General features: G+C 72.3%; 15 protein-coding genes. 7 read left to right on the plus strand and 8 right to left on the minus strand.

Annotated elements, in window-relative coordinates:
* Nucleotides 1-30: 30 nt before the first annotated feature.
* A complete protein-coding gene (locus tag AB0I88_RS08160) occupies nucleotides 31-5139 on the minus strand; it encodes an Ig-like domain-containing protein (protein ID WP_361020064.1) in 5109 nt (1702 codons plus the stop codon).
* Nucleotides 5140-5249: 110 nt separating this feature from the next.
* On the opposite strand from AB0I88_RS08160, the gene AB0I88_RS08165 reads away from it, so the two are divergent.
* Both AB0I88_RS08165 and AB0I88_RS08170 read left to right on the plus strand, forming a co-directional pair.
* Nucleotides 5250-7049, plus strand: coding sequence for a glycerol-3-phosphate dehydrogenase/oxidase (locus AB0I88_RS08165; protein ID WP_361020066.1), 1800 nt, complete (start codon nucleotides 5250-5252; stop codon nucleotides 7047-7049).
* Nucleotides 7046-7399 (plus strand): DUF4031 domain-containing protein, encoded by a 354-nt coding sequence (locus AB0I88_RS08170; RefSeq protein WP_361020068.1) that lies wholly within the window; start codon nucleotides 7046-7048, stop codon nucleotides 7397-7399. Before AB0I88_RS08165 ends, AB0I88_RS08170 begins: the two co-directional genes overlap by 4 nt.
* Before the next feature lie 128 nt (nucleotides 7400-7527).
* Here AB0I88_RS08170 and AB0I88_RS08175 read toward each other — a convergent pair whose 3' ends face one another.
* Nucleotides 7528-8166, minus strand: coding sequence for a metal-dependent phosphohydrolase (locus AB0I88_RS08175; RefSeq protein WP_361020070.1), 639 nt, complete (start codon nucleotides 8164-8166; stop codon nucleotides 7528-7530).
* Nucleotides 8167-8234: 68 nt separating this feature from the next.
* Between AB0I88_RS08175 and AB0I88_RS08180 the strand changes: the two genes are divergently transcribed.
* Together AB0I88_RS08180 and AB0I88_RS08185 are read left to right on the plus strand one after the other, a co-directional pair.
* Nucleotides 8235-9338 carry an FUSC family protein gene (locus AB0I88_RS08180; RefSeq protein ID WP_361020072.1) on the plus strand — a complete coding sequence of 368 codons (1104 nt, stop codon included), beginning with the start codon at nucleotides 8235-8237 and terminating at the stop codon, nucleotides 9336-9338.
* 14 nt (nucleotides 9339-9352) lie between these two features.
* The gene (locus tag AB0I88_RS08185) at nucleotides 9353-10756 is read left to right on the plus strand and encodes a PrsW family intramembrane metalloprotease (protein WP_361020074.1); all 1404 of its coding nucleotides are present in this window, start codon (nucleotides 9353-9355) and stop codon (nucleotides 10754-10756) included.
* On the opposite strand, the gene AB0I88_RS08190 is transcribed toward AB0I88_RS08185, so the two are convergent.
* Nucleotides 10747-11043 (minus strand): co-chaperone GroES, encoded by a 297-nt coding sequence (locus AB0I88_RS08190; RefSeq protein WP_361020312.1) that lies wholly within the window; start codon nucleotides 11041-11043, stop codon nucleotides 10747-10749. The genes AB0I88_RS08185 and AB0I88_RS08190 overlap by 10 nt on opposite strands.
* Before the next feature lie 117 nt (nucleotides 11044-11160).
* On the opposite strand from AB0I88_RS08190, the gene AB0I88_RS08195 reads away from it, so the two are divergent.
* Nucleotides 11161-12456, plus strand: coding sequence for an AI-2E family transporter (locus AB0I88_RS08195; RefSeq protein WP_361020076.1), 1296 nt, complete (start codon nucleotides 11161-11163; stop codon nucleotides 12454-12456).
* 162 nt (nucleotides 12457-12618) lie between these two features.
* Here the strand turns inward: AB0I88_RS08195 and AB0I88_RS08200 are convergent, their stop codons facing one another.
* The 5 genes from AB0I88_RS08200 to AB0I88_RS08220 form a co-directional block, all read right to left on the minus strand.
* Entirely contained in the window at nucleotides 12619-12969 is a 351-nt protein-coding gene (locus tag AB0I88_RS08200; protein WP_361020078.1) for a DUF1416 domain-containing protein, read from the minus strand.
* Between the two features lie 2 nt (nucleotides 12970-12971).
* Nucleotides 12972-13820, minus strand: coding sequence for a sulfurtransferase (locus AB0I88_RS08205; RefSeq protein WP_361020080.1), 849 nt, complete (start codon nucleotides 13818-13820; stop codon nucleotides 12972-12974).
* Nucleotides 13821-13999: 179 nt separating this feature from the next.
* Entirely contained in the window at nucleotides 14000-14077 is a 78-nt protein-coding gene (locus tag AB0I88_RS08210) for an Ms5788A family Cys-rich leader peptide (RefSeq protein WP_316248150.1), read from the minus strand.
* 70 nt (nucleotides 14078-14147) lie between these two features.
* Nucleotides 14148-14939, minus strand: a complete 792-nt coding sequence (locus AB0I88_RS08215) for a DUF2993 domain-containing protein (protein ID WP_361020082.1) — start codon at nucleotides 14937-14939, stop codon at nucleotides 14148-14150.
* 68 nt (nucleotides 14940-15007) lie between these two features.
* Nucleotides 15008-15997, minus strand: a complete 990-nt coding sequence (locus AB0I88_RS08220; protein WP_361020084.1) for a hypothetical protein — start codon at nucleotides 15995-15997, stop codon at nucleotides 15008-15010.
* Between the two features lie 276 nt (nucleotides 15998-16273).
* Here AB0I88_RS08220 and AB0I88_RS08225 point away from each other — a divergent pair, with 276 nt between their 5' ends.
* Nucleotides 16274-16990: a response regulator transcription factor gene (locus tag AB0I88_RS08225; protein ID WP_109595296.1), complete on the plus strand. Its 717-nt coding sequence runs from the start codon at nucleotides 16274-16276 to the stop codon at nucleotides 16988-16990.
* A 16-nt stretch (nucleotides 16991-17006) separates the two neighbouring features.
* Complete coding sequence (gene mshD, locus AB0I88_RS08230; RefSeq protein WP_361020086.1) at nucleotides 17007-17888, plus strand: mycothiol synthase; 882 nt, start codon at nucleotides 17007-17009, stop codon at nucleotides 17886-17888.
* Nucleotides 17889-18088: the final 200 nt, after the last annotated feature.

Below are 18088 nucleotides of genomic sequence, written 5' to 3' on the forward strand. Positions count from 1 at the left end.
GTCCGCTTCGGCGGGCCGCCTTCCGGCGTCTCAGCGCCGGTGCCGGCCCCTGTGGGGTACGCCGAGGGCGTACAGGACGGTGCCGAACAGGCAGGCCAGGCAGCTCAGGAGAGTGACCGGGACCGCGGCCGGGCCGGTCGTCGGCAGGTCGGGCGGGACGGGCGCCGCCCCGGGCGTCGGTGACGTGGCCGGACCGCGGGACGGGCTGCCGGAGGGCGGCCGGGCCGGGGTCCGTGTCACCGGGACGCTCGGCGACGGCGGCCCCGGCGGCGGGGACGACGGCGGGACGGGCGACGGCGGAGTGGAGACCGGCGGGACGGGCGACGGGGAGACGGGCGCCGGCACGTTGACGATGATCGTGCCGTGGGCGACGTTGCCGTACTCGTCGATGATCTCGTAGGTGAACCGGTCGGTGCCGGTGAAACCCGGATCCGGGGTGTAGGTGATCGTGCCGTCCGGGTTCAGCCGGACCGTGCCGTGCCGGGGTTCGCCGATCCGCCCGACCCTCGCCGGGCGGCCCTGTTCGTCGGTGCTGGGCAGCGGGATCCCCACCGGGCTGCCGGGCGGGGTGGTGACCTCCCGGTCGGGGGCGTTCGGTGGCGGCCCCACGGTGACGGTCACGGTCGCCCCGGTCTCGCGGCCGTCCGCGTCGACGGCGGTGTACCCGAACACGGCCGTCCCGGAGAATCCGCGCGGCGGTGTGTAGGTGACCGTCCGGCCGCCGTCGTTGCGCGCGGTGCCGTGGTCCGGTTCGGTCACCGCGGTGACCCGCAGGGTGCCGCTCGGGTCCAGGTCGTTGGCGAGCACCGGCACGGTCACCGCCCGGCCGTGCGGGGTGGCCCGGGAGTCGGCCACCGCGTACGGGATCTGGTGGGTGACGGTGATCTCGACGGTCGTCTCGGCTGCACCACCGGCGCCGTCGCTCACCGCGTACCGGAAATGGTCCTGACCGGTCCACCCGGCCGGCGGCGTGTAGCGGACCCGGTCACCCACGATGGTGGTGGCGCCCCGCCCGGCGGGACCGGCCGCGCTGATGACCAGGGTCTGGCCGGGGTTGTCGTCGGTGTCGTTGGCCAGCACGTCCACCTCGACCGGGCGGCCGGCGAGGGCGGCGGCCCGGTCGGGGCGGGCGACCGGGGAGGCGTTGGCGACCCGGACGGAGATCCGGGCGTTCGCGACGTTGCCGATCGGGTCGCGGATCGTGTAGCCGAAGGTGTCCATGCCGGTGTAGCCGTGCCGTGGGGCGTACCGGATGGTTCCGTGGGCCTGGACCGTCGCGAAGCCGTGTCCCGGGTTCCCGGTGCCGGTCACCGTCAGCGGCCGGTTCTCCGGGTCGCTGTCGTTGGTCAGGACGGTGATGTCCACCGGGGTGGCCGCGCCGGTGAACGCCTGGTCGTCGGTCGCGGCCGGTGCCTCGTCGATGGTGACCGTCACGGTGCCGGTGTCGCTGCCGCCCACCTCGTCGCGGACCGTGTAATCGAAGGTGTCCTGGCCGGTGGCGCCGGGCGCCGGGGCGTAGCCGACGGTCCCGTCCGCGGTCGGCGTGGCCGTGCCCCGGGTGGCCGCGCCGGTTCCGCCGAGCATCAGGTCCTGGCCGGTGTTCGCGTCGGTGTCGTTGACGAGTACGGCCAGTGTGGTGGCGCCCTGCTGCCGGACGGTGTAGACGTCGTCGACCGCCACCGGCGCCGCGTTGCGCACCGTGATCGTCACCTGGGCGGCCGCGCTCGCCCGGTGCGGGTCCTCGGCGGTGTAACCGAAGGCGTCGACGCCGGTGAACCCCGGATCCGGGGTGTAGCGGAGCGTGCCGGCCGTTCCGGTGGCGGCGACCGTGCCGTGCGCGGCCGCGGTCCAGGCCGAGACGGTCAGCGGTTCGCCGTTCGGATCGCTGTCGTTGGCCGTCACGTCGACCGTGACCGGCTCGCCCGTGCCGGTGACGGCGGCGTCCGCGCGGGCCACCGGGAACGCGTTGACCAGCTCGATCGTCACGGTCGCGGTATCCGTGCCGCCGCGCCCGTCGCTGATCGTGTAGCGCAGCGAGTCGGCGCCGGACCAGCCGGGCGCGGGCTGGTAGCCGATCCGGCCGCCGGAGACCGAGGCGGTCCCGTGGTCGGGTGGCGTGTCGACGGTGACGGTGAGCGGGTCGCCGTTCGGGTCCTCGTCGTTGGCCAGCACGTCGATCACCGACGGCTGCCCGGTCGGCAGGGTGACGGCCTCGGGCCGGGCGGTCGGTGGCGCGTTCAGCACGGTGACGGTGACGGTGGCCGTGCTGGTGCCGCCCCGGGTGTCGGCGACCGTGACGGTGAACGAGTCGGTTCCGGACCAGCCGTCGTCGGGGGTGTAGGTGAGCGTCTGGTCGGGGTGGTGTGTGAGCAGGCCGTGGGCCGGGCCGGTCGCGCCGCTGACGGTGAGCGGGTCGCCGTTCGGGTCCAGCGCCCCGGCGAGCGCGGTCACCGTCAGCGGCGTCCGGTACGGGGTGCTCACCGTCCGGTCCACGGCCACCGGCGGCGCGTTGGCCACCTCCACCGTGATCCGTCCGGTCGACGTGGCACCGTGGGTGTCGGCGATCGTGTAGTCGAAGGTCACCGTTCCGGAGAAGCCGGCCGCGGCCTGGTAGACGACGTGGGTGTCGCCGGGCCCGGGGATCGCGGTGCCCGAGGAGGGGACGGCGACCGTCTTGACGGTGAGCGGCTCCTGGTTGCCGTCGCTGTCGTTGGCCAGCACCGGGATCGTCACGCTGCCCAGGTAGGCGACCGTGGCCAGGTCGTTGTTCGCGGCCGGGGCCGCGTTCGCCACGTCGACCAGGATCTGCCCGTCGTCGGTGCCGGTCCCGTCGCTGACCGTGTAGCCCAGCACCACCTGTCCGACCACGAGCGGTGAGGGCAGGAAGACCACCGTGTCCCCGGCGATCCGTACCGTCCCGGGCGGACCGGTCACCGCGACCACGGTGAGGGGGTCGCCGTTGGGGTCGGAGTCGTTGAGGAGCACCGGGATGATCACTTCGGTGGCGGAGGCGGTGTGTGCGACGTCGTCCCGGGCGGTCGGGGTCGCGTTGGCGGTCCGTACGGTCACCGTCGCCGTCCGGGTGCCCCCGTCCGCGTCGGCGAGCACGTACGTGAACGTGTCGTCCCCCGCCCAGCCGAGCGCCGGTGTGTAGGTGACCGTGCCGTCCGCCTCGACGATCGCCGTGCCGTGCCCGGGCGGCGTGCCGATCGTGGCGGTCAGCGCGGACGCCGGCCCGTCCGGGTCGGAGTCGTTGCCGAGCACCGCCAGGTTCACCGCCGTGCCGTTCGTGGTGGCCGCCGAGTCGGCGACCGCCACCGGCGCCTCGTTGACTCCGAAGGCGGCGGTGGCGGCGTCGTCGACCGTGCCGAGGGTGGCGGCCGGCCGTGCCGCGGCTGTCCCGGCGACGGTCGCCGGCACGACCACGGTCGCGGTGGTGCCGGGCACGAGCGGCCCGAGCGCGCACGTCACCACCTGGGCGAAGACGGAACACCCGGCGGGCAGCGCACCGGGGGTCACCCCGGACGGCAGGGTCAGTTCGGCGGACGGCGCGCTCGCCAGGGCGGTCCCCCGGTTGGTGACCGTGCCGGTGTAGGTGACGGCGGACGGCAGGGCGCCCCGTTGGAGCACCGGCGGCTCGACGGTCAGGCCGGCGGCCAGGTCGGCCCGTCCGGCGGCGACCGGGGTGGCGACCGAGGCGGCCGGGCCGGAGACGCCGACGTTCGCGGTGTGCCCGGTGTAGCTGAGGTTGACCAGGTTGGTGATCGCGTATCCGGGCGGGACGGTGCCGTCGACCCGGACCCGCAGGATCGCCCAGGCCGTGCCCTGGTAGCCGATGTCGCCGAGGGCCAGGTCGGCGCGTCCGGCCGCGAAGGCGCCACCGTCGTCGCCGGCCGCGTCGGTGACCGGTACGCCCCGGATCCGCAGCGACCCCGGCACGTAGCTGGTCCACGCCGGGACGGCGCTCGACACCAGCACGTCGTCGGCGGTGTCGTTGCCGTCGTTGCGGACCTCGATCCGGTACTCGATCAGGTCGCCGGGCAGCAGGTCGCCGCCGTCCACGTCGGTGCCGGTGACCGTGGTGGTCATCTTCGGGGCGTACAGGTCGATGGCGAAGGAGACCACCCCCGGGTAGTAGGTGTCGCTCGTCGTGCTCAGGGTGAGCGTCGCCGAGGTGGCCGCGTGCCCGAGCATCCCGGTGGCGTCGAACTGGTCGATGTCGACGCCGAACAGGTTCGGCCACGCCGGGTCCCGCGTGCCGGCCGCCGTGCTGTTGAAGAAGTTGTTCGCCGGGTTCGCCGCGTCGGTCACCGCGGTGCCGTCGAGTTCCAGCGCGTCGCCGGTCCGGCCCCGGTCACCCTCGTAGGCGACCGTGCCGATCTCGGCGCGCACGGCGCCGAGGTGCGGGGTCTCGAAGCCGCCGACGGTGATGTCGACGTCGCCGGAGGTGCTGGTCACCGAGCCGTATCCGTCGTACAGGCGCAGCGCGCGCAGGCCGGCGGCCGGGTTTCGGTACGCGATCGCGAGAGCCCAGCCGGCGTACCGGTCCTTGCCGAGCCCGGCCTGGATGTTCGCCACCCCGTACACCCCGTTGCCGGCGCCCGCCACCAGCGCCGTCACGTCGGCGAACCCCTGGTACGCCCCACCGCCGCCGAACACCTTGGAGGCGGTCACCGGCAGCCAGCCGGAGCCGGGGGCGCGGAACAGCACCCGGTCCCGGTGTCCCGGTGTCGGCGCGCCCGATCCGAGTTCGCCGGCGGTGGTGTCCGCGCTCCAGTACAGCGCCGCGAACAGCACCGAGCTGCCGGGCGGGACGGCCACCGTCGCGGTGCTGTCGTTGCGGGTGGTGGCGCCGAGGTCACCGTCGGCGTCGGCGTTCGCCATGACGTAGCCGTTGTTGTCGAGTGACTCGCTGTTCGGCCGCAGCCCCTGCCGCGCGTTGACGCAGTCGGTGACCGGGGCGCAGACCAGGTTGGCGTTGCCGCGCAACAGGATCGAGCCGTTGGTGTTGACGGCGTACCTCAGCGTGAACGGGCTGGTCACGGCGGCCACCCCGGGTGGGGCTACCAGGGCGGTGGCGGTCAGCAGGAGCGCGTAGACGAGCACGACCGCCGTCCCGGTCCGGTGTGTCGGCGGCATGGCTTGACGCTAATGGCGGATAAGTGGTTGATGCTGACCATTCGTGGCATATCGGCAGGCCACAACATTCCCTCGCCTGGGCGACACCGGTGAGCGCTAACGTGGGACGGGTGCGTGATCCCTCCGTTTCTCGCTACTCGGCCGGCCGGCTCTCCCCGATCCGGCGTGCCGCCGACCTGCGCCGGCTGCGCGACGAGCAGTTCGACGTCCTGGTGATCGGTGGCGGGGCCACCGGGGCCGGGGCCGCCGTCGACGCCGCCTCCCGCGGACTCAAGGTCGCCCTGGTCGAGGCGCGTGACCTGGCCTCCGGCACGTCCAGCCGATCCAGCAAGCTCATCCACGGCGGCCTGCGCTACCTGGAGCAGCTGGAGCTGCATCTGGTCCACGAGGCGCTGACCGAGCGCGGCCTGCTGGCCACCCGGCTCGCGCCGCACCTGGTGCGCCCGGTTCCGATCCTGGTCCCGCTGCCCAGCGCCGGCCTGCCCAAACGGGCCTGGCAGCGCGGCTACTACGGGCTCGGCGTGGCGGCGTACGACGTCTTCGCCGGGATCTTCGGCACCGGGCGGGGCATGCCGCTGCACCGGCACCTCACCCGCGACGGCACCCGGCACCTCTTCCCCAGTCTGCGGGCCGACCGGATCGCCGGGGCGATCCGCTACTACGACGGCCAGGTCGACGACGCCCGCCTGGTGGTCAACCTGGCGCGCACCGCGGCCAGCCTGGGCGCGGCCGTGGTGACCAGCGCCCGGGTCACCGGCTTCGTGCGCGAGGCCCGCCAGGTGGTCGGGGTGAAGGTGCGGGACCTGGAGGCCCCCGGCTCGGAGGAGTTCGAGGTCCGGGCCCGCACGGTGGTCGCCGCCACCGGCGTGTGGAGCGACGACATGTCGCGGATGCTCACCGACGTGGGCGTCCGGCCGGGGCTGCGCGTCCGCGCCTCCAAAGGGGTCCACCTCGTGGTGCCCCGCTCGGCGATCACCGGCGAGGCCGGCCTGATCCTGCGGACCGCCACGTCGGTGCTGTTCGTGCTGCCGTGGGGCGGCCACTGGATCATCGGCACCACCGACACCGACTGGCAGCTCGACCGGGCCCACCCGGCCGCCTCCGCCCGCGACATCCGCTACCTGCTCGACCAGGTCAACACCGTGCTCGACCGGCCGCTCACCACCGACGACATCGAAGGCGTCTACGCCGGGCTGCGGCCGCTGCTCTCCGGCGAGGCCGACTCCACCTCGAAACTGTCCCGCGAGCACGCCGTGGTCGAGCCGATGCTGGGGCTGCTGCTGGTCGCCGGGGGCAAGTACACGACGTACCGGGTGATGGCGGCCGACGTCGTCGACCGCGCGGTGCGCCGGCTCGGCGGCCCGGCCCGGCCGTCACGGACCGCCGAGCTTCCGCTGCTCGGCGCGGACGGCTACGCCGCCGCCTGGCGCGACCGGCACGACACCGCCCGGCGGCACGGCGTCACCGCCGGGGTGATCGAGCATCTCCTGGAGCGGTACGGGACGCTCACCGTCCACCTGCTGGCGATGATGTCCGCGCGGCCGGAGCTGGCCGCGCCGCTCCGCGGGGCACCGGAGTACCTGGCGGCCGAGGTGGCGTACGCGGCCCTCGCCGAAGGCGCCCTGCACCTCGACGACGTGCTCACCCGGCGTACCCGGATCTCGTTCGAGACCTCGCACCGCGGCGCCGAGTCGGCCGGGCACGCCGCCGAGATCATGGGTGAGGCGCTCGGCTGGGACGCCACCGTCCGGCGCAAGGAGATCGAGCACTACCTGGCCCAGGTCACCGCCGAGCGGCAGTCGCAGACCAAACCGGACGACGAGACCGCCGACGCGGCCCGGATGGGCGCGCCGGACGTCCGCGGGCTGGCCGCCGACCGGCGCGAGCCCCTGCTCGACATCGACCTTTGATCCTCGTCGACGAACCGCTCTGGCCGGGCCGCGGCTGCCTCTGGTCGCACCTGGTCAGCGACGTCTCCTACGACGAACTGCACGTGTTCGCCGAGATGCTGGGCACGCCGCGGCGGGCCTTCGACCGGGACCACTACGACATCCCCGAGTTCCGGTTCCACAGCGCGCTCTGGCTGGGCGCCACCCTCCTGCCGTCTCGCGAGCTGGCCGTCCGGCTCCGCGCGGCGGGACTGCGCCGACCCAAACACCTCTGGGGTACGCGTGAGACCGCCCCCGGCGAACCGGGTCGTCCCGTCCGTGCGGCGCGCGCCGGTCGCCCGGTCCGGCCTCTGCCGCGACCGCCGGGCTGAGCTCGACGGCCGGGCCCACCGATCTCAGCCCGGCGGGCGCGGCAGAGGCCGGACCACCAGGTGAGCGGGCGTCGCACGGACGGGACGGTCCTGATTGAAAGGGGCGATGTTCCGCGTACCGGAAGAATCTAGGAAAGCTCTTCCAGTTCGGCCTTGAGGTTGGCCTGGGCGCGGTCCTCCCACTCGGCGCGGATCTCGGCGTGCCGGAAGACGGACGGCGGCCGCAGCAGCTCGGTGAGCACCTGCGAGCGCCCGGCCCGGAAGGCGTCGTCGGGGACGTGGGCGTACTCGCGGCGGATCGCGCTGGTGTAGCGGGCGTAACGGTCCGTGTCGGCGGCCAGGATCGCCAGGTCGGCGTCGCAGAGCAGCTCGCCGTCCGGGTCGTCCTCCCCGGTCGCGTGCCCGGCGGTCAGGCCCACCAGGCGGGCCACCTCGGCGGCCACCTCGGGCGGGGCGCCCAGGCTGGTCAGCAGTCCCTCGGCGAACTCGGCGCTGTCCCGCTCGTTGGCGTCGCCCAGAGCGCGCGGGTCGTACACCGCGTCGTGCAGCCAGGCGGCCAGGCGTACCCGGTCGGGGTTGGGCGCGAGGTGGGCGAACCGGTCGACCACCTCCAGCACCGCGGCGAGGTGGGTCACGTCGTGATAGTGGCGCTGCGGCTCGGTCCAGCGGCCGACCAGGTAGCTCGCGGCGGCGTCCAGGTCCGCGTCGTCCGCGGTGGCGCCGGCGCCGCGGGCGGCGGACCGGAAAGCGTCAGGCAGTGAGGTCACCTCCGCATCCTGACATCCGGCGCCCGTCTCGCCTCCGCCCCTCTCGAAGGTGGCGTTAGGTTGGTGTCATGATCGGCGTGTTCCTCACCCGGGGCAGGGCCGGGTTGATGCTCGCCGTGCAGGCCGGCCTCGCCGCCGGCCTGGCCTGGTACGTGGCACACGACCTGTTCGGCCGCCCGGTGCCGTTCCTCGCCCCGATCGCCGCGGTGATCGCCCTCGGCTCGTCGGTGGGCCAGCGCCTGCGACGGACCACGGAACTGGTGATCGGGGTGGCCGCCGGCATCGGTCTCGGCGACGGCATCATCCTGCTGATCGGCAACGGCCCGGTGCAGATCGGCCTGATCGTGCTGCTGGCCGTGCTGCTGGCGACCGCGGTCGGCGGCGGCGCTCCGTTGATCGTGCAGTCCGCCTCGTCGGCGGTGCTGGTCGCCACCCTGACCACGACCACCGGACAGCCCTGGACCCGGTTCCTGGACGCTCTGGTCGGCGGTGGGGTGGCGCTCGTGGTGATGACCGTGCTGCTGCCGCTGAACCCGCTGACGGTGGTCCGCCGGGCCGCCGATCCGGCGCTGCGTGCCTTCACCGGCGGCCTGCACGACGCGGCTCGCGGGCTGGCCGCCGGTGACCCGGAGGTGCTCCAGGCCGCGCTGGAGCGGCTGCGGGCCGCTGAGGGCACCTTCGCGGCGTTCCAGGCGGCGATCGAGGCGGCCGGGGAGAACGTGGCGTTCGCGCCGGCCCGATGGCGGTCCCGTGGCGCCCTGGCCCAGTACGTCGAGGGAGCCCCACAACTGACCTATTCGCTGCGTAACGTCCGGGTGCTGCTGCGGCGGGCGCACACCGCGCTGAACGACCGGGAGCCGGTCCCCGAGATGCTGCCCGTCTCGGTCCGCCACCTGGGCGACGCCGTGGAGCTGCTCCGGCAGGAGTGGGCCCGGGGCGCCGAGCCGGTCGCCGCCCGGGCACGCGCGCTGCAGGCGGTCGCCGAGTCGGGCCGCGCCTACGCGGAGGGGGTCGGCTACTCCGGCGGCGTGGTGGTGGCGCAGACCCGGACCGCGGTGGCCGACCTGCTGCGCGCCACCGGGGTGGAGTACGCGGAGGCGACCCGTCAGGTCCGGGCCGCCATCGGCTGGCGAGGGCGGCCGCACGGGGCACGCCGCCGAACCGCCCGGTGACTACGCTGGCGGGCATGGCCGACGATCCCGCTCCCGAGACGGCTGAGGTTCCGCCGTACCCCGAAGTGACCGAGGCGGCGACCGCGCCGGTGCCCGGCCGGCCGGCCGGATGGCGGCGCTGGCTGCCGGTCGTCCTGGTGATCGCGCTGATCGCGAGCGCGGCCGTGTTCATGCTGGTCTTCCTGGGCTACAACATCGGCGTCACCGGCCTGATCGTCGGCCTGACCGCGGCGATCCTGCCGGTTCCGCTGCTGGCCAGCAGTTTCGTCTGGCTGGACCGCTATGAGCCGGAGCCGGCGAAATACCTGGTCTACTGCTTCGCCTGGGGCGCCGCCGTGGCGACCGCGGTGGCACTGGGTGTGAACACCGGCGCGGCCTGGCTCTTCGAGCGGGTCGGCCTGCCGGACGCGCTGGTCGCGGTGCTGGTGGCCCCCTTCATCGAGGAGTCGATGAAGGTGCTGGGCCCGCTGCTGCTGTTCTGGCGGCGCCGCGGCGAGTGGTCCGGCATCACCGACGGCATCGTCTACTGCGGCCTCTCCGCGCTCGGCTTCGCCATGGTGGAGAACGTGCTGTACCTCGGCGGGCACGGCTACGCGCAGGGCGCCGCGGACTACGGCCCGGCCACCGGCCTGCAGAACGTGTTCTTGATCTTCATCGTCCGGATCCTGTTCACCGGCTTCGCCCATCCGCTGTTCACCTCGATGGCCGGGATCGGGCTGGGCATCGCGGCCCGCTCCGGCGACCGGACGGTGCGGCGGCTCGCCCCGATCGCCGGCCTGCTGCTCGCGATGATCCTGCACGGCATCTTCAACCTGCTGCCGACGCTGGCCGGCGCCACCGGCGAGACCCTGATCATGCTGTACGGCTACCTCGGCTTCATGGTGCCGTTCTTCTTCCTGGTGGTCGGCTTCGCCATCGCGCTGCGCAGTTGGGAGGGCCGCCTCGCCGAGCGGGTGCTGTACGACTACGCGGCCGCCGGCTGGTTCGCCCCGTCCGAGGTGGCCGCCCTGGGCACGCTCGGGCGGCGGCACGCCGCCCGGGAGTGGGCGAACCGGGTGGCCGGCCCGATGGGGCGCCGCGCGATGCGGGACTTCCAGTTCGCGGCGACCCGGCTGGCGCTGCTGCGCGACGGGTTGCAGCGTGGGCTGCCGCGGACGCCGCACGATCTACATCGGTTGGGAGTGGAGGAGCGCGAGCTGCTGACCGCGATCACCGGCTACCGGTCGGTCTTCGCCGGCCGGGACCCGCAGACGCCGCCGTCGTGGTGGGACGGCCGGTATTACCGGATCACCTTCCCGGACGGGGTGGTGCGGACCGTCGCGCCGCCGCCGGAACCGGTCATGCCGGTGCCGGTGCGGCTGGGTTACCACGCGAGCCCGCCGCCGCCGTTCGCCCCGCTGCCGCCGGCTCAGAGGTAGAGGCCGGTCCCGTCGGGCTCGACCCGGGTGGCCGCCACCGCGTGCACGTCCCGTTCCCGGAGCAGCACGTACTCCTTGCCGTGCAGTTCGACCTCGGAGCGGTCGTCCGGGTCGAAGAGAACGCGGTCGCCGACCACGATGGACCGGACGTTGGGCCCGACACCGACCGCTGTCGCCCAGGACAGGCGCCGGCCCATCGAGGCGGTGGCCGGGATGACGATGCCGGCGGTGGACCGCCGCTCGCCCTCCCCACCGTCCTGGCGGACGAGGACGCGGTCGTGCAGCATCCGGATCGGCAATCCGGTCTCGGTACGGGCGGTGTCGGCACTCACGCTTGCAGACGGTACGCCGCCGTGGTTTCTCCTCGTCGCCGGGTGGAGCGATACGGGCCACCGGGTACTAGCGTGATTACCGCGCATTCAAGAGTCGAGGGGGGCAAGCGGTTGAACCGTTTCCAACGGGTCCGGGACAACCTGAAGAAGGCCTACGACTCCGGCCGTGACTCGGTGCGGTCGGCCCGGTCCGAGGAGCCCGAGCAGGAGACCGACCGGTACGACGAGTTCATGCCGCCGCCACCCGAGCCGGAGATCGTGCACCACTCGACGGCCAGCAAGGACGACGCGGACGTGCCGCATTCGCTGCGCATCGCGGCGGCGTGGAGCTGGCGCCTGATCGTGGTCGGCGTGATCGGCTGGGCGCTGCTCAAGCTGATCGGCATGGTCAGCATCGTGATGATTCCGCTGGCCATCGCGCTGCTGCTGTCGGCGCTGTTCGGCCCGGCGGTGGGCTGGCTGTTGCGGCTGCGCCTGCCCCGGTCGCTGGCCACCTTCCTGGTGATGGTGACCGGCATCGCGGCGGTCGCCGGCACGCTGACGCTGGTGGTGAACCAGTTCATCGCCGGGGTGCCGAAACTGACCGAGAACGCGAGCGCCGGTGTCCGGCAGATTCAGCAGTGGGCGCGGACCGGGCCGCTGCACCTGTCCGACGAGCAGGTGGATCAGGCCATCGACGCCGGCCAGGAGTGGATCAACTCGAACACGACGTCGCTGACCTCCACCGGCATCGCCACCGTGGCGACCATCGCCGAGCTGGTCACCGGCCTGCTGCTGGTGATCTTCGCGACGTTCTTCTTCCTGCGGGACGGGCGGTCGATCTGGCGGTTCATCGTCCGGTTGTTCCCGGTGAACGCGCGCTGGTCTCTGGCCGACGCCGGGGACGCCTCGTGGGCGACGCTGGGTGCGTACGTGCGGGCCACCGTGCTGGTCGCCTTCATCGACGCGGTCGGCATCGGCATGGCGCTGGTGGCGCTGGAGGTGGAGTTCGCCTTCCCGCTGGCCGCGCTGGTCTTCCTGGGCGCGTTCATCCCGATCGTCGGGGCCAGTGTGTCCGGCGCGGTCGCGGTGCTGGTGGCGCTGGTCGACGAGGGCTGGGTGGTCGCCCTGATCACCCTGGGCGCGGTGATCCTGGTGCAGCAGATCGAGGGGCACGTACTCCAGCCGCTGATCATGGGCCGGGCGGTGTCGGTGCACCCGCTCGCGGTGATCATCGGGATCGCCTGTGGTGTGGTGCTGGCCGGCATCATCGGGGCGCTGGTGGCGGTGCCGCTGATCGCGGTGCTCAACACCGGTGTCCGGCGGCTGTCCCGGCGGCGACCGGAGGTTCCGCCGCACGCCGAGGTGGTCACCACCGGCGGAACATGAGCGTGTGGGTTTCGGGTGCGGTACGCACCCGAAACTCACACACCGGGCTGCGTGTCGATTTCGGGTGCGGTACGCGCCCGAAACTCACACACCATGCTGTGTGTGGGTTTCGGGCGCGGTACGCGCCCGAAATCAACACGGAAATGCGGGACAGAGCGTGGGTCAGGCCGCGGCCACGTTCACCGCGATCTCGTTGATGCCGAGGGCGGCGTCGACGGCCAGTTCACCGTTGCCGTGCCGGCTGAGCGCCTTCACGGTCCAGGAACCGGGCGCCGCGAAGAACCGGAAGACACCCTCGGGCGAGGAGACGACCTCGGCGGTGAACTCGCCGGAGGAGTCGAGCAGCCGGACATACGCCCCGCCGACGACCTCGCCGTCCGCGTTGCGCACGGTGCCGGTGATCACCGTCTCCTTGGCCAGGTCCACGCTGCTGGGGAAGGGCGCGGACTGGTCCGGTGCGGCACAACCGGCCGGGAGGTTGGCCGCGGTGTTCGCGGCGGTGGGCACAGTCATGATCAGGCCTTTCCGGGTTCGTCGCCGAGGGCGATCGGCACCCCGATGAGGGAGCCGTACTCGGTCCAGGAACCGTCGTAGTTCTTCACGTTCTCCTGGCCGAGCAGCTCCTTGAGCACGAACCAGGTGTGCGAGGAGCGTTCGCCGATGCGGCAGTAGGCGATGGTGTCCTTGCTGCCGTCCAGACCGGCCTCGCCGTAGATCTTGGCGAGCTCCGCGTCGGACTTGAAGGTGCCGTCCTCGTTGGCGGCCTTGCTCCACGGCACGCTGATCGCGGTCGGGATGTGGCCGGCCCGCTGCGACTGCTCCTGCGGCAGGTGCGCCGGGGCGAGCAGGCGGCCCGCGTACTCGTCGGGGCTGCGCACGTCGACCAGGTTCTTCACGCCGATGGCCTGGACGACCTCGTCACGGAACGCGCGGATCGCCAGGTTCGGGGCCTGGGCGGTGTAGGCGGTCTTCGCGCGGACCGGCACGTCCTTGGTGTAGACGCGGGCGTCGAGTTCCCACTTCTTGCGGCCGCCGTCGAGCAGCTTGACCGCCTCGTGGCCGTACAGCTTGAAGTACCAGTACGCGTACGCCGCGAACCAGTTGTTGTTCCCGCCGTACAGGATCACGGTGTCGTCGTTGCTGATGCCGCGCTCGGAGAGCAGAGCGGCGAACTGCTCCTGGTTGACGAAATCACGCCGAACCGGGTCCTGCAGGTCCTTCTTCCAGTCCAGCTTGATCGCACCGGGGATGTGGCCGCCGTCGTAGGCGGTGGTGTCCTCGTCGACCTCGACGAAGACGAGCCCCGGGGTCTCCAGGTTCTCCTCGGCCCATGCGGCCGAGACGAGTGCGGTGTCGCGACTCATCGGTTCACTCCCTGATGGTGGGTGATGGGTGAGTCAGCGCACGGAAGTGTCCTGTTCAGTCGCACTCCGCGCGGACCCATGGTTGGTTGGGATCACGGGCTGCTGTGCGACGGCGCCACTGCCGGGCTAGATAGTGCCCTGGGCTGTCAGAGAAGGGTGCTCAGCACCGAGTGGCCCCGTCAGTTGACAGGGCGACACAGGCACGCGGCCACGCGGCACAGGTCGACCGCGCGCCTTTTCGTGAGCAACAGGCTCATGACATTCGACCCTACCAGCGGGCCCACTCAGCGGAACAGCACCGACCACCATCCGGGAAGGCGCGACTCGTCACGCCCCCGCCGCGGCGAGCGCCACATCGCTGGCGCCGAAGGTGACCCGCAGTCCCTCGGGAAGCGGCGTCAGCTCCTGAAGCTGAAGATTCATCGGCAGGTCCGGGACGTCGACGGTGAACGTCATCCGCTTCACGTACGAATCGATCTGGCCCTGAACGAACGGGTTCGCCCGCACGTCCTTGGCCGTCACGTCGGAGAAACGCACCCGGACGTCGCCCTTGACGACGGAGAGGTCGGCGGTGCCGGCCAGTTCGACGGTCTGCAGGCCGGAGATCTTCACCTGCGCGGTGCCGACCACCTTGCCGTCCTTCGCGGTCAGCGTCAGGCCCTGCTGGCCGGCGGCCTCGGCGAGCAGGTCGTAGTCGATGGTGCCGGTCCCGGTGACCGACTTCGCCGTCACCTCGCCGGTGCCGTCACGCAGGGCGTTCAGCGGGGCGCTCACGTCCGTGGCCTTGATGTCCAGCGCGTCCATCCGCACCGTGACGTCGGTGCCGGTCGGCGCCGCGAAATCGGGCAGCAGGATGCGGATCTGCTGATAGTCGCCGGACAGCACCTGGGTCAGGAACGGGACGCCGGCGATCGCCACCTCCGGGGTGCCGCTGGTGGCGCCCTGGTCGGCGACCTGCTGGGACACCTTGTCGGCGAGGACGCCCTCGGCGTACGACGCGCCGATCCGGTCGATCACCACCACGCCGGCGAGCAGGAGCAGCAGCAGGGTCAGGACGACGAACATCAGGGCACGCCCACGACGACGGCGCGGACGTCCCGGTACCTGTGCCTCGGTCACTGTTCCTCCCGGCTCGACACCCTGGGGAACGTACATGCCCGGGTCCATGGTTCACCGAAACCGGTGTGTCAGGTGAGATAGAGGTGCAGCAGCGTGTACGCCGCGAAGGCGGTGAGCGCGAAACCGCCGAGCGGGCCCTGCATGTGCCGTGCCAGCCAGAAGGTCGGCGCCTCCCCGGCCAGCCGGCGCCCCGCCTCGCCGAAGTTGACGGCCAGGTCGATCAGGTGCGCGGCCACCGCGGCGACCAGCCCCAGCACCGCGCCCTTGGTCGGCGTGAACGGCAGGACCAGGTAGCTGCCGAGCAGCGAGGAGGCCAGCGTGCCGAGCATCGCGCCCAGCACGATGCCGGTCGCGCCGCGCGGCACCTGCAGCGCGATCCGTGGTTTCGGGAACACCGCGTCGGTGAGCCGGGCGGTCAGCAGCGCCACCCCGGCGCCGGTGCAGCAGACCAGGATGACCTGCGTGCCGAGCGGCACACGGACCAGCAGGATCAAGATCGCGTACGCCGCGGCGCCGCTGACGATCAGCAGCGTGGTGCGCCACGTGTCCTTGGCCCGTTGCCGGTCCGAGGCCCGGATCACCTGTGCCACCAGCGCCGCCACGAACCCGCCGAGGGCCACCCAGAGCAGCGGCGGCAGCTTGCCCTCGCCGGTCACCGCCAGATAGTCGGCGGCCAGCGCGGTCACCGCGACGATCGCGGCGGTGGCGCCCGCCGCCGGCGGGTGCAGGGCCATGGTCCAGGCGAGCAGGCCCAGCAGTTGCACCCCGAAGAGCACCACCGCGTACGAGACGCGGGCGCCCGGACCTGTCGCGTGCGCACCGATGATCAGTGCGACGGCGAGCAGCGCGGCGAACCCGCCGATCGCGGCCGACAGCTTCGGCCGGACCGGGACGATGGGGATCTCCTCGAACTCCTCGTCCTCGGAGGACGGCCGGTCGTCGTCGTCTTCGGGGACGGCGCCGTAGAACCCGGCCTTGGGGCGGCCTGGGTTCATCCGGGCGACCTGCTGGGAGGCCTCGGCGTCCCAGGGGTCGTCGTTCGGCATGGAGGGGAACACGACTGCGATCGTGCCAGACCCGCGACCGTGGACCCAATCGCCGGGCACGGCAATCCTCGGGTAAAAGGCCGGTTAAGAATCGGCCGTTCGGCCACCTTCGCGGCGTTCGCTACATCACTTGCGAGCGCGACCCGGGTGTCGGGGCGGATACATCGGTTAAGGTAACCGCAACCCACCCGTCGGTGACGCCGGGCCCCAATCTCCGGTGGCGAAGCCGTCAGCGCTGCGCAGACCGGGTCACCCGAGCGGCCTGATGCCGCGAGGACGGAGGTGAGTGTGGAGATCCTTCTGCTGGTCACGGCACGTGCCGGTGAGCCTTCTGCTGTACTGCCCGCTCTGGACCTTCTGCCCCACTCGGTTCGCACCGCCCCCCGCGATGTGCGCACGCTGGTTTCCGGGCCGAGTCCCGACGCCGTCCTGGTGGACGCCCGTTCCGAGCTCTCGGAGGCGCGCGCCACCTGCCGGATGCTGCACGCCACCGGCATCGGTGTCCCGCTGGTCGCGGTCGTCACCGAGGCCGGCCTGATCGCGCTGAACGCCGACTGGGGTGTCGACGACGTGATCCTGGCCAGCGCCGGTCCGGCCGAGGTCGAGGCGCGGCTGCGTCTGGCGGTCGGCCGTCTCAACAACGCGACCGCCGGGGCCGGTGGCTCGATCCGCGCGGGCGAGCTCAACATCGACCCGGACACCTACGCCGCGAAACTCAAGGGCCGTCCGCTCGACCTCACGTACAAGGAGTTCGAGCTGCTGAAGTTCCTCGCCCAGCACCCGGGCCGGGTGTTCACCCGCGACCAGCTGCTGCGCGAGGTGTGGGGCTACGACTACTTCGGCGGCACCCGGACGGTCGACGTCCACGTCCGGCGCCTGCGTGCCAAGCTCGGCTCGGAGTACGAGTCGATGATCGGCACCGTCCGCCAGGTGGGCTACAAGTTCGTGGTCCCGCCGTCCGGCCGTCAGCTGCCGGACAACGAGCCCGTCTCGCTCCCGGTCTGATCTAGAGTTCCTTCTCATGACGTCACGACAGCCGGTCCGTGTCACGGACCGGCTGTCGCCGTCCGAGGTGGACGACGTGCTGGCCCTGGCCGCGGCCGCCGGGCATCTCGACGGCGTCTACCCGCTCTCCGAGGATGTCGTGCTGCGGGTCCGCGGCGACGTCTCCGGTCAGGGACGGCACCTGTTGGCCTACGCCGGTGACCGGCTGGCCGGCTACGCCTTCGTGGAGGGTTCCTCCGGCGAGCTGATCGTCCACCCCGGCTTCCGGCGCGCCGGTGTCGGGACCGGGCTGCTGGCCGCGGCCGGGCCGGGTCCGTTGCGGTTCTGGGCGCACGGCGACGATCCGGGGGCGGCCGCCTTCGCGTCGCGAAACGGTTTCGAGCGCGCCCGGGTGCTGTGGCAGATGCGCCGCTCGCTGTTGGAGCCGCTGCCGGACATCCCGCTGCCGGAGGGTGTGACCGTCCGGGGTTTCCGTCCCGGCTCCGACGAGCAGGCGTGGCTCGAGGTGAATGCGAAGGCTTTCGCCCACCACCCGGAGCAGGGCCGGTGGACCCTGCCGGACCTGCTGACGCGGGAGGACGAGCCGTGGTTCGATCCGGCCGGCTTCCTGCTCGCGGTGGACATCACCGGGACGGTGCTCGGCTTCCACTGGACCAAGGTGCATCCGGCCTCCGGTGACGAGCCGGCCGTCGGTGAGATCTATGTGCTCGGTGTCGATCCGTCCGGGCACCGGCGCGGTCTGGGCGCCGCGCTGAGTGTGGCGGGTCTGCGGCATCTCGCCGGGGCCGGTCTGACGGTCTCGAGTCTGTATGTCGACGAGTCGAACACGGCCGCCGTGAAGCTGTACCGGCGTCTCGGGTTCGAGGTCTACAAGACCGACGTCAATTACCGCCGATAACGGCCGGGACAAGCGGTTGTCTCGCTCAGGTCACGACTGACCGCATATAACCGACATTTCGGGTAGCAGGAGCGCAGTTCACTTAACGGACAACTGCCCCTAGTGGGATGGCTACCTTCTGGGACTTACGTGTTCACTCCCAGTTCATTTGCGGCCGGTGAACCGGTCACTTCGCCTTCCTAGCTTTTCGGTGTGAGCCG

This window comes from Actinoplanes sp. NPDC049802 (assembly GCF_040656595.1).
Classification (GTDB): Bacteria; Actinomycetota; Actinomycetes; order Mycobacteriales; family Micromonosporaceae; genus Actinoplanes.

Bases quoted from the DNA above. Each gene is read 5' to 3' on its own strand.
- AB0I88_RS08160 (WP_361020064.1), bottom strand. From the start codon at position 5,139: ATGCCGCCGACACACCGGACCGGGACGGCGGTCGTGCTCGTCTACGCG.
- AB0I88_RS08180 (WP_361020072.1), top strand. From the start codon at position 8,235: ATGATCGGCGTGTTCCTCACCCGGGGCAGGGCCGGGTTGATGCTCGCC.
- AB0I88_RS08185 (WP_361020074.1), top strand. From the start codon at position 9,353: ATGGCCGACGATCCCGCTCCCGAGACGGCTGAGGTTCCGCCGTACCCC.
- AB0I88_RS08190 (WP_361020312.1), bottom strand. From the start codon at position 11,043: ATGCTGCACGACCGCGTCCTCGTCCGCCAGGACGGTGGGGAGGGCGAG.
- AB0I88_RS08200 (WP_361020078.1), bottom strand. From the start codon at position 12,969: ATGACTGTGCCCACCGCCGCGAACACCGCGGCCAACCTCCCGGCCGGT.
- AB0I88_RS08205 (WP_361020080.1), bottom strand. From the start codon at position 13,820: ATGAGTCGCGACACCGCACTCGTCTCGGCCGCATGGGCCGAGGAGAAC.
- AB0I88_RS08210 (WP_316248150.1), bottom strand. From the start codon at position 14,077: ATGAGCCTGTTGCTCACGAAAAGGCGCGCGGTCGACCTGTGCCGCGTG.
- mshD (WP_361020086.1), top strand. From the start codon at position 17,007: ATGACGTCACGACAGCCGGTCCGTGTCACGGACCGGCTGTCGCCGTCC.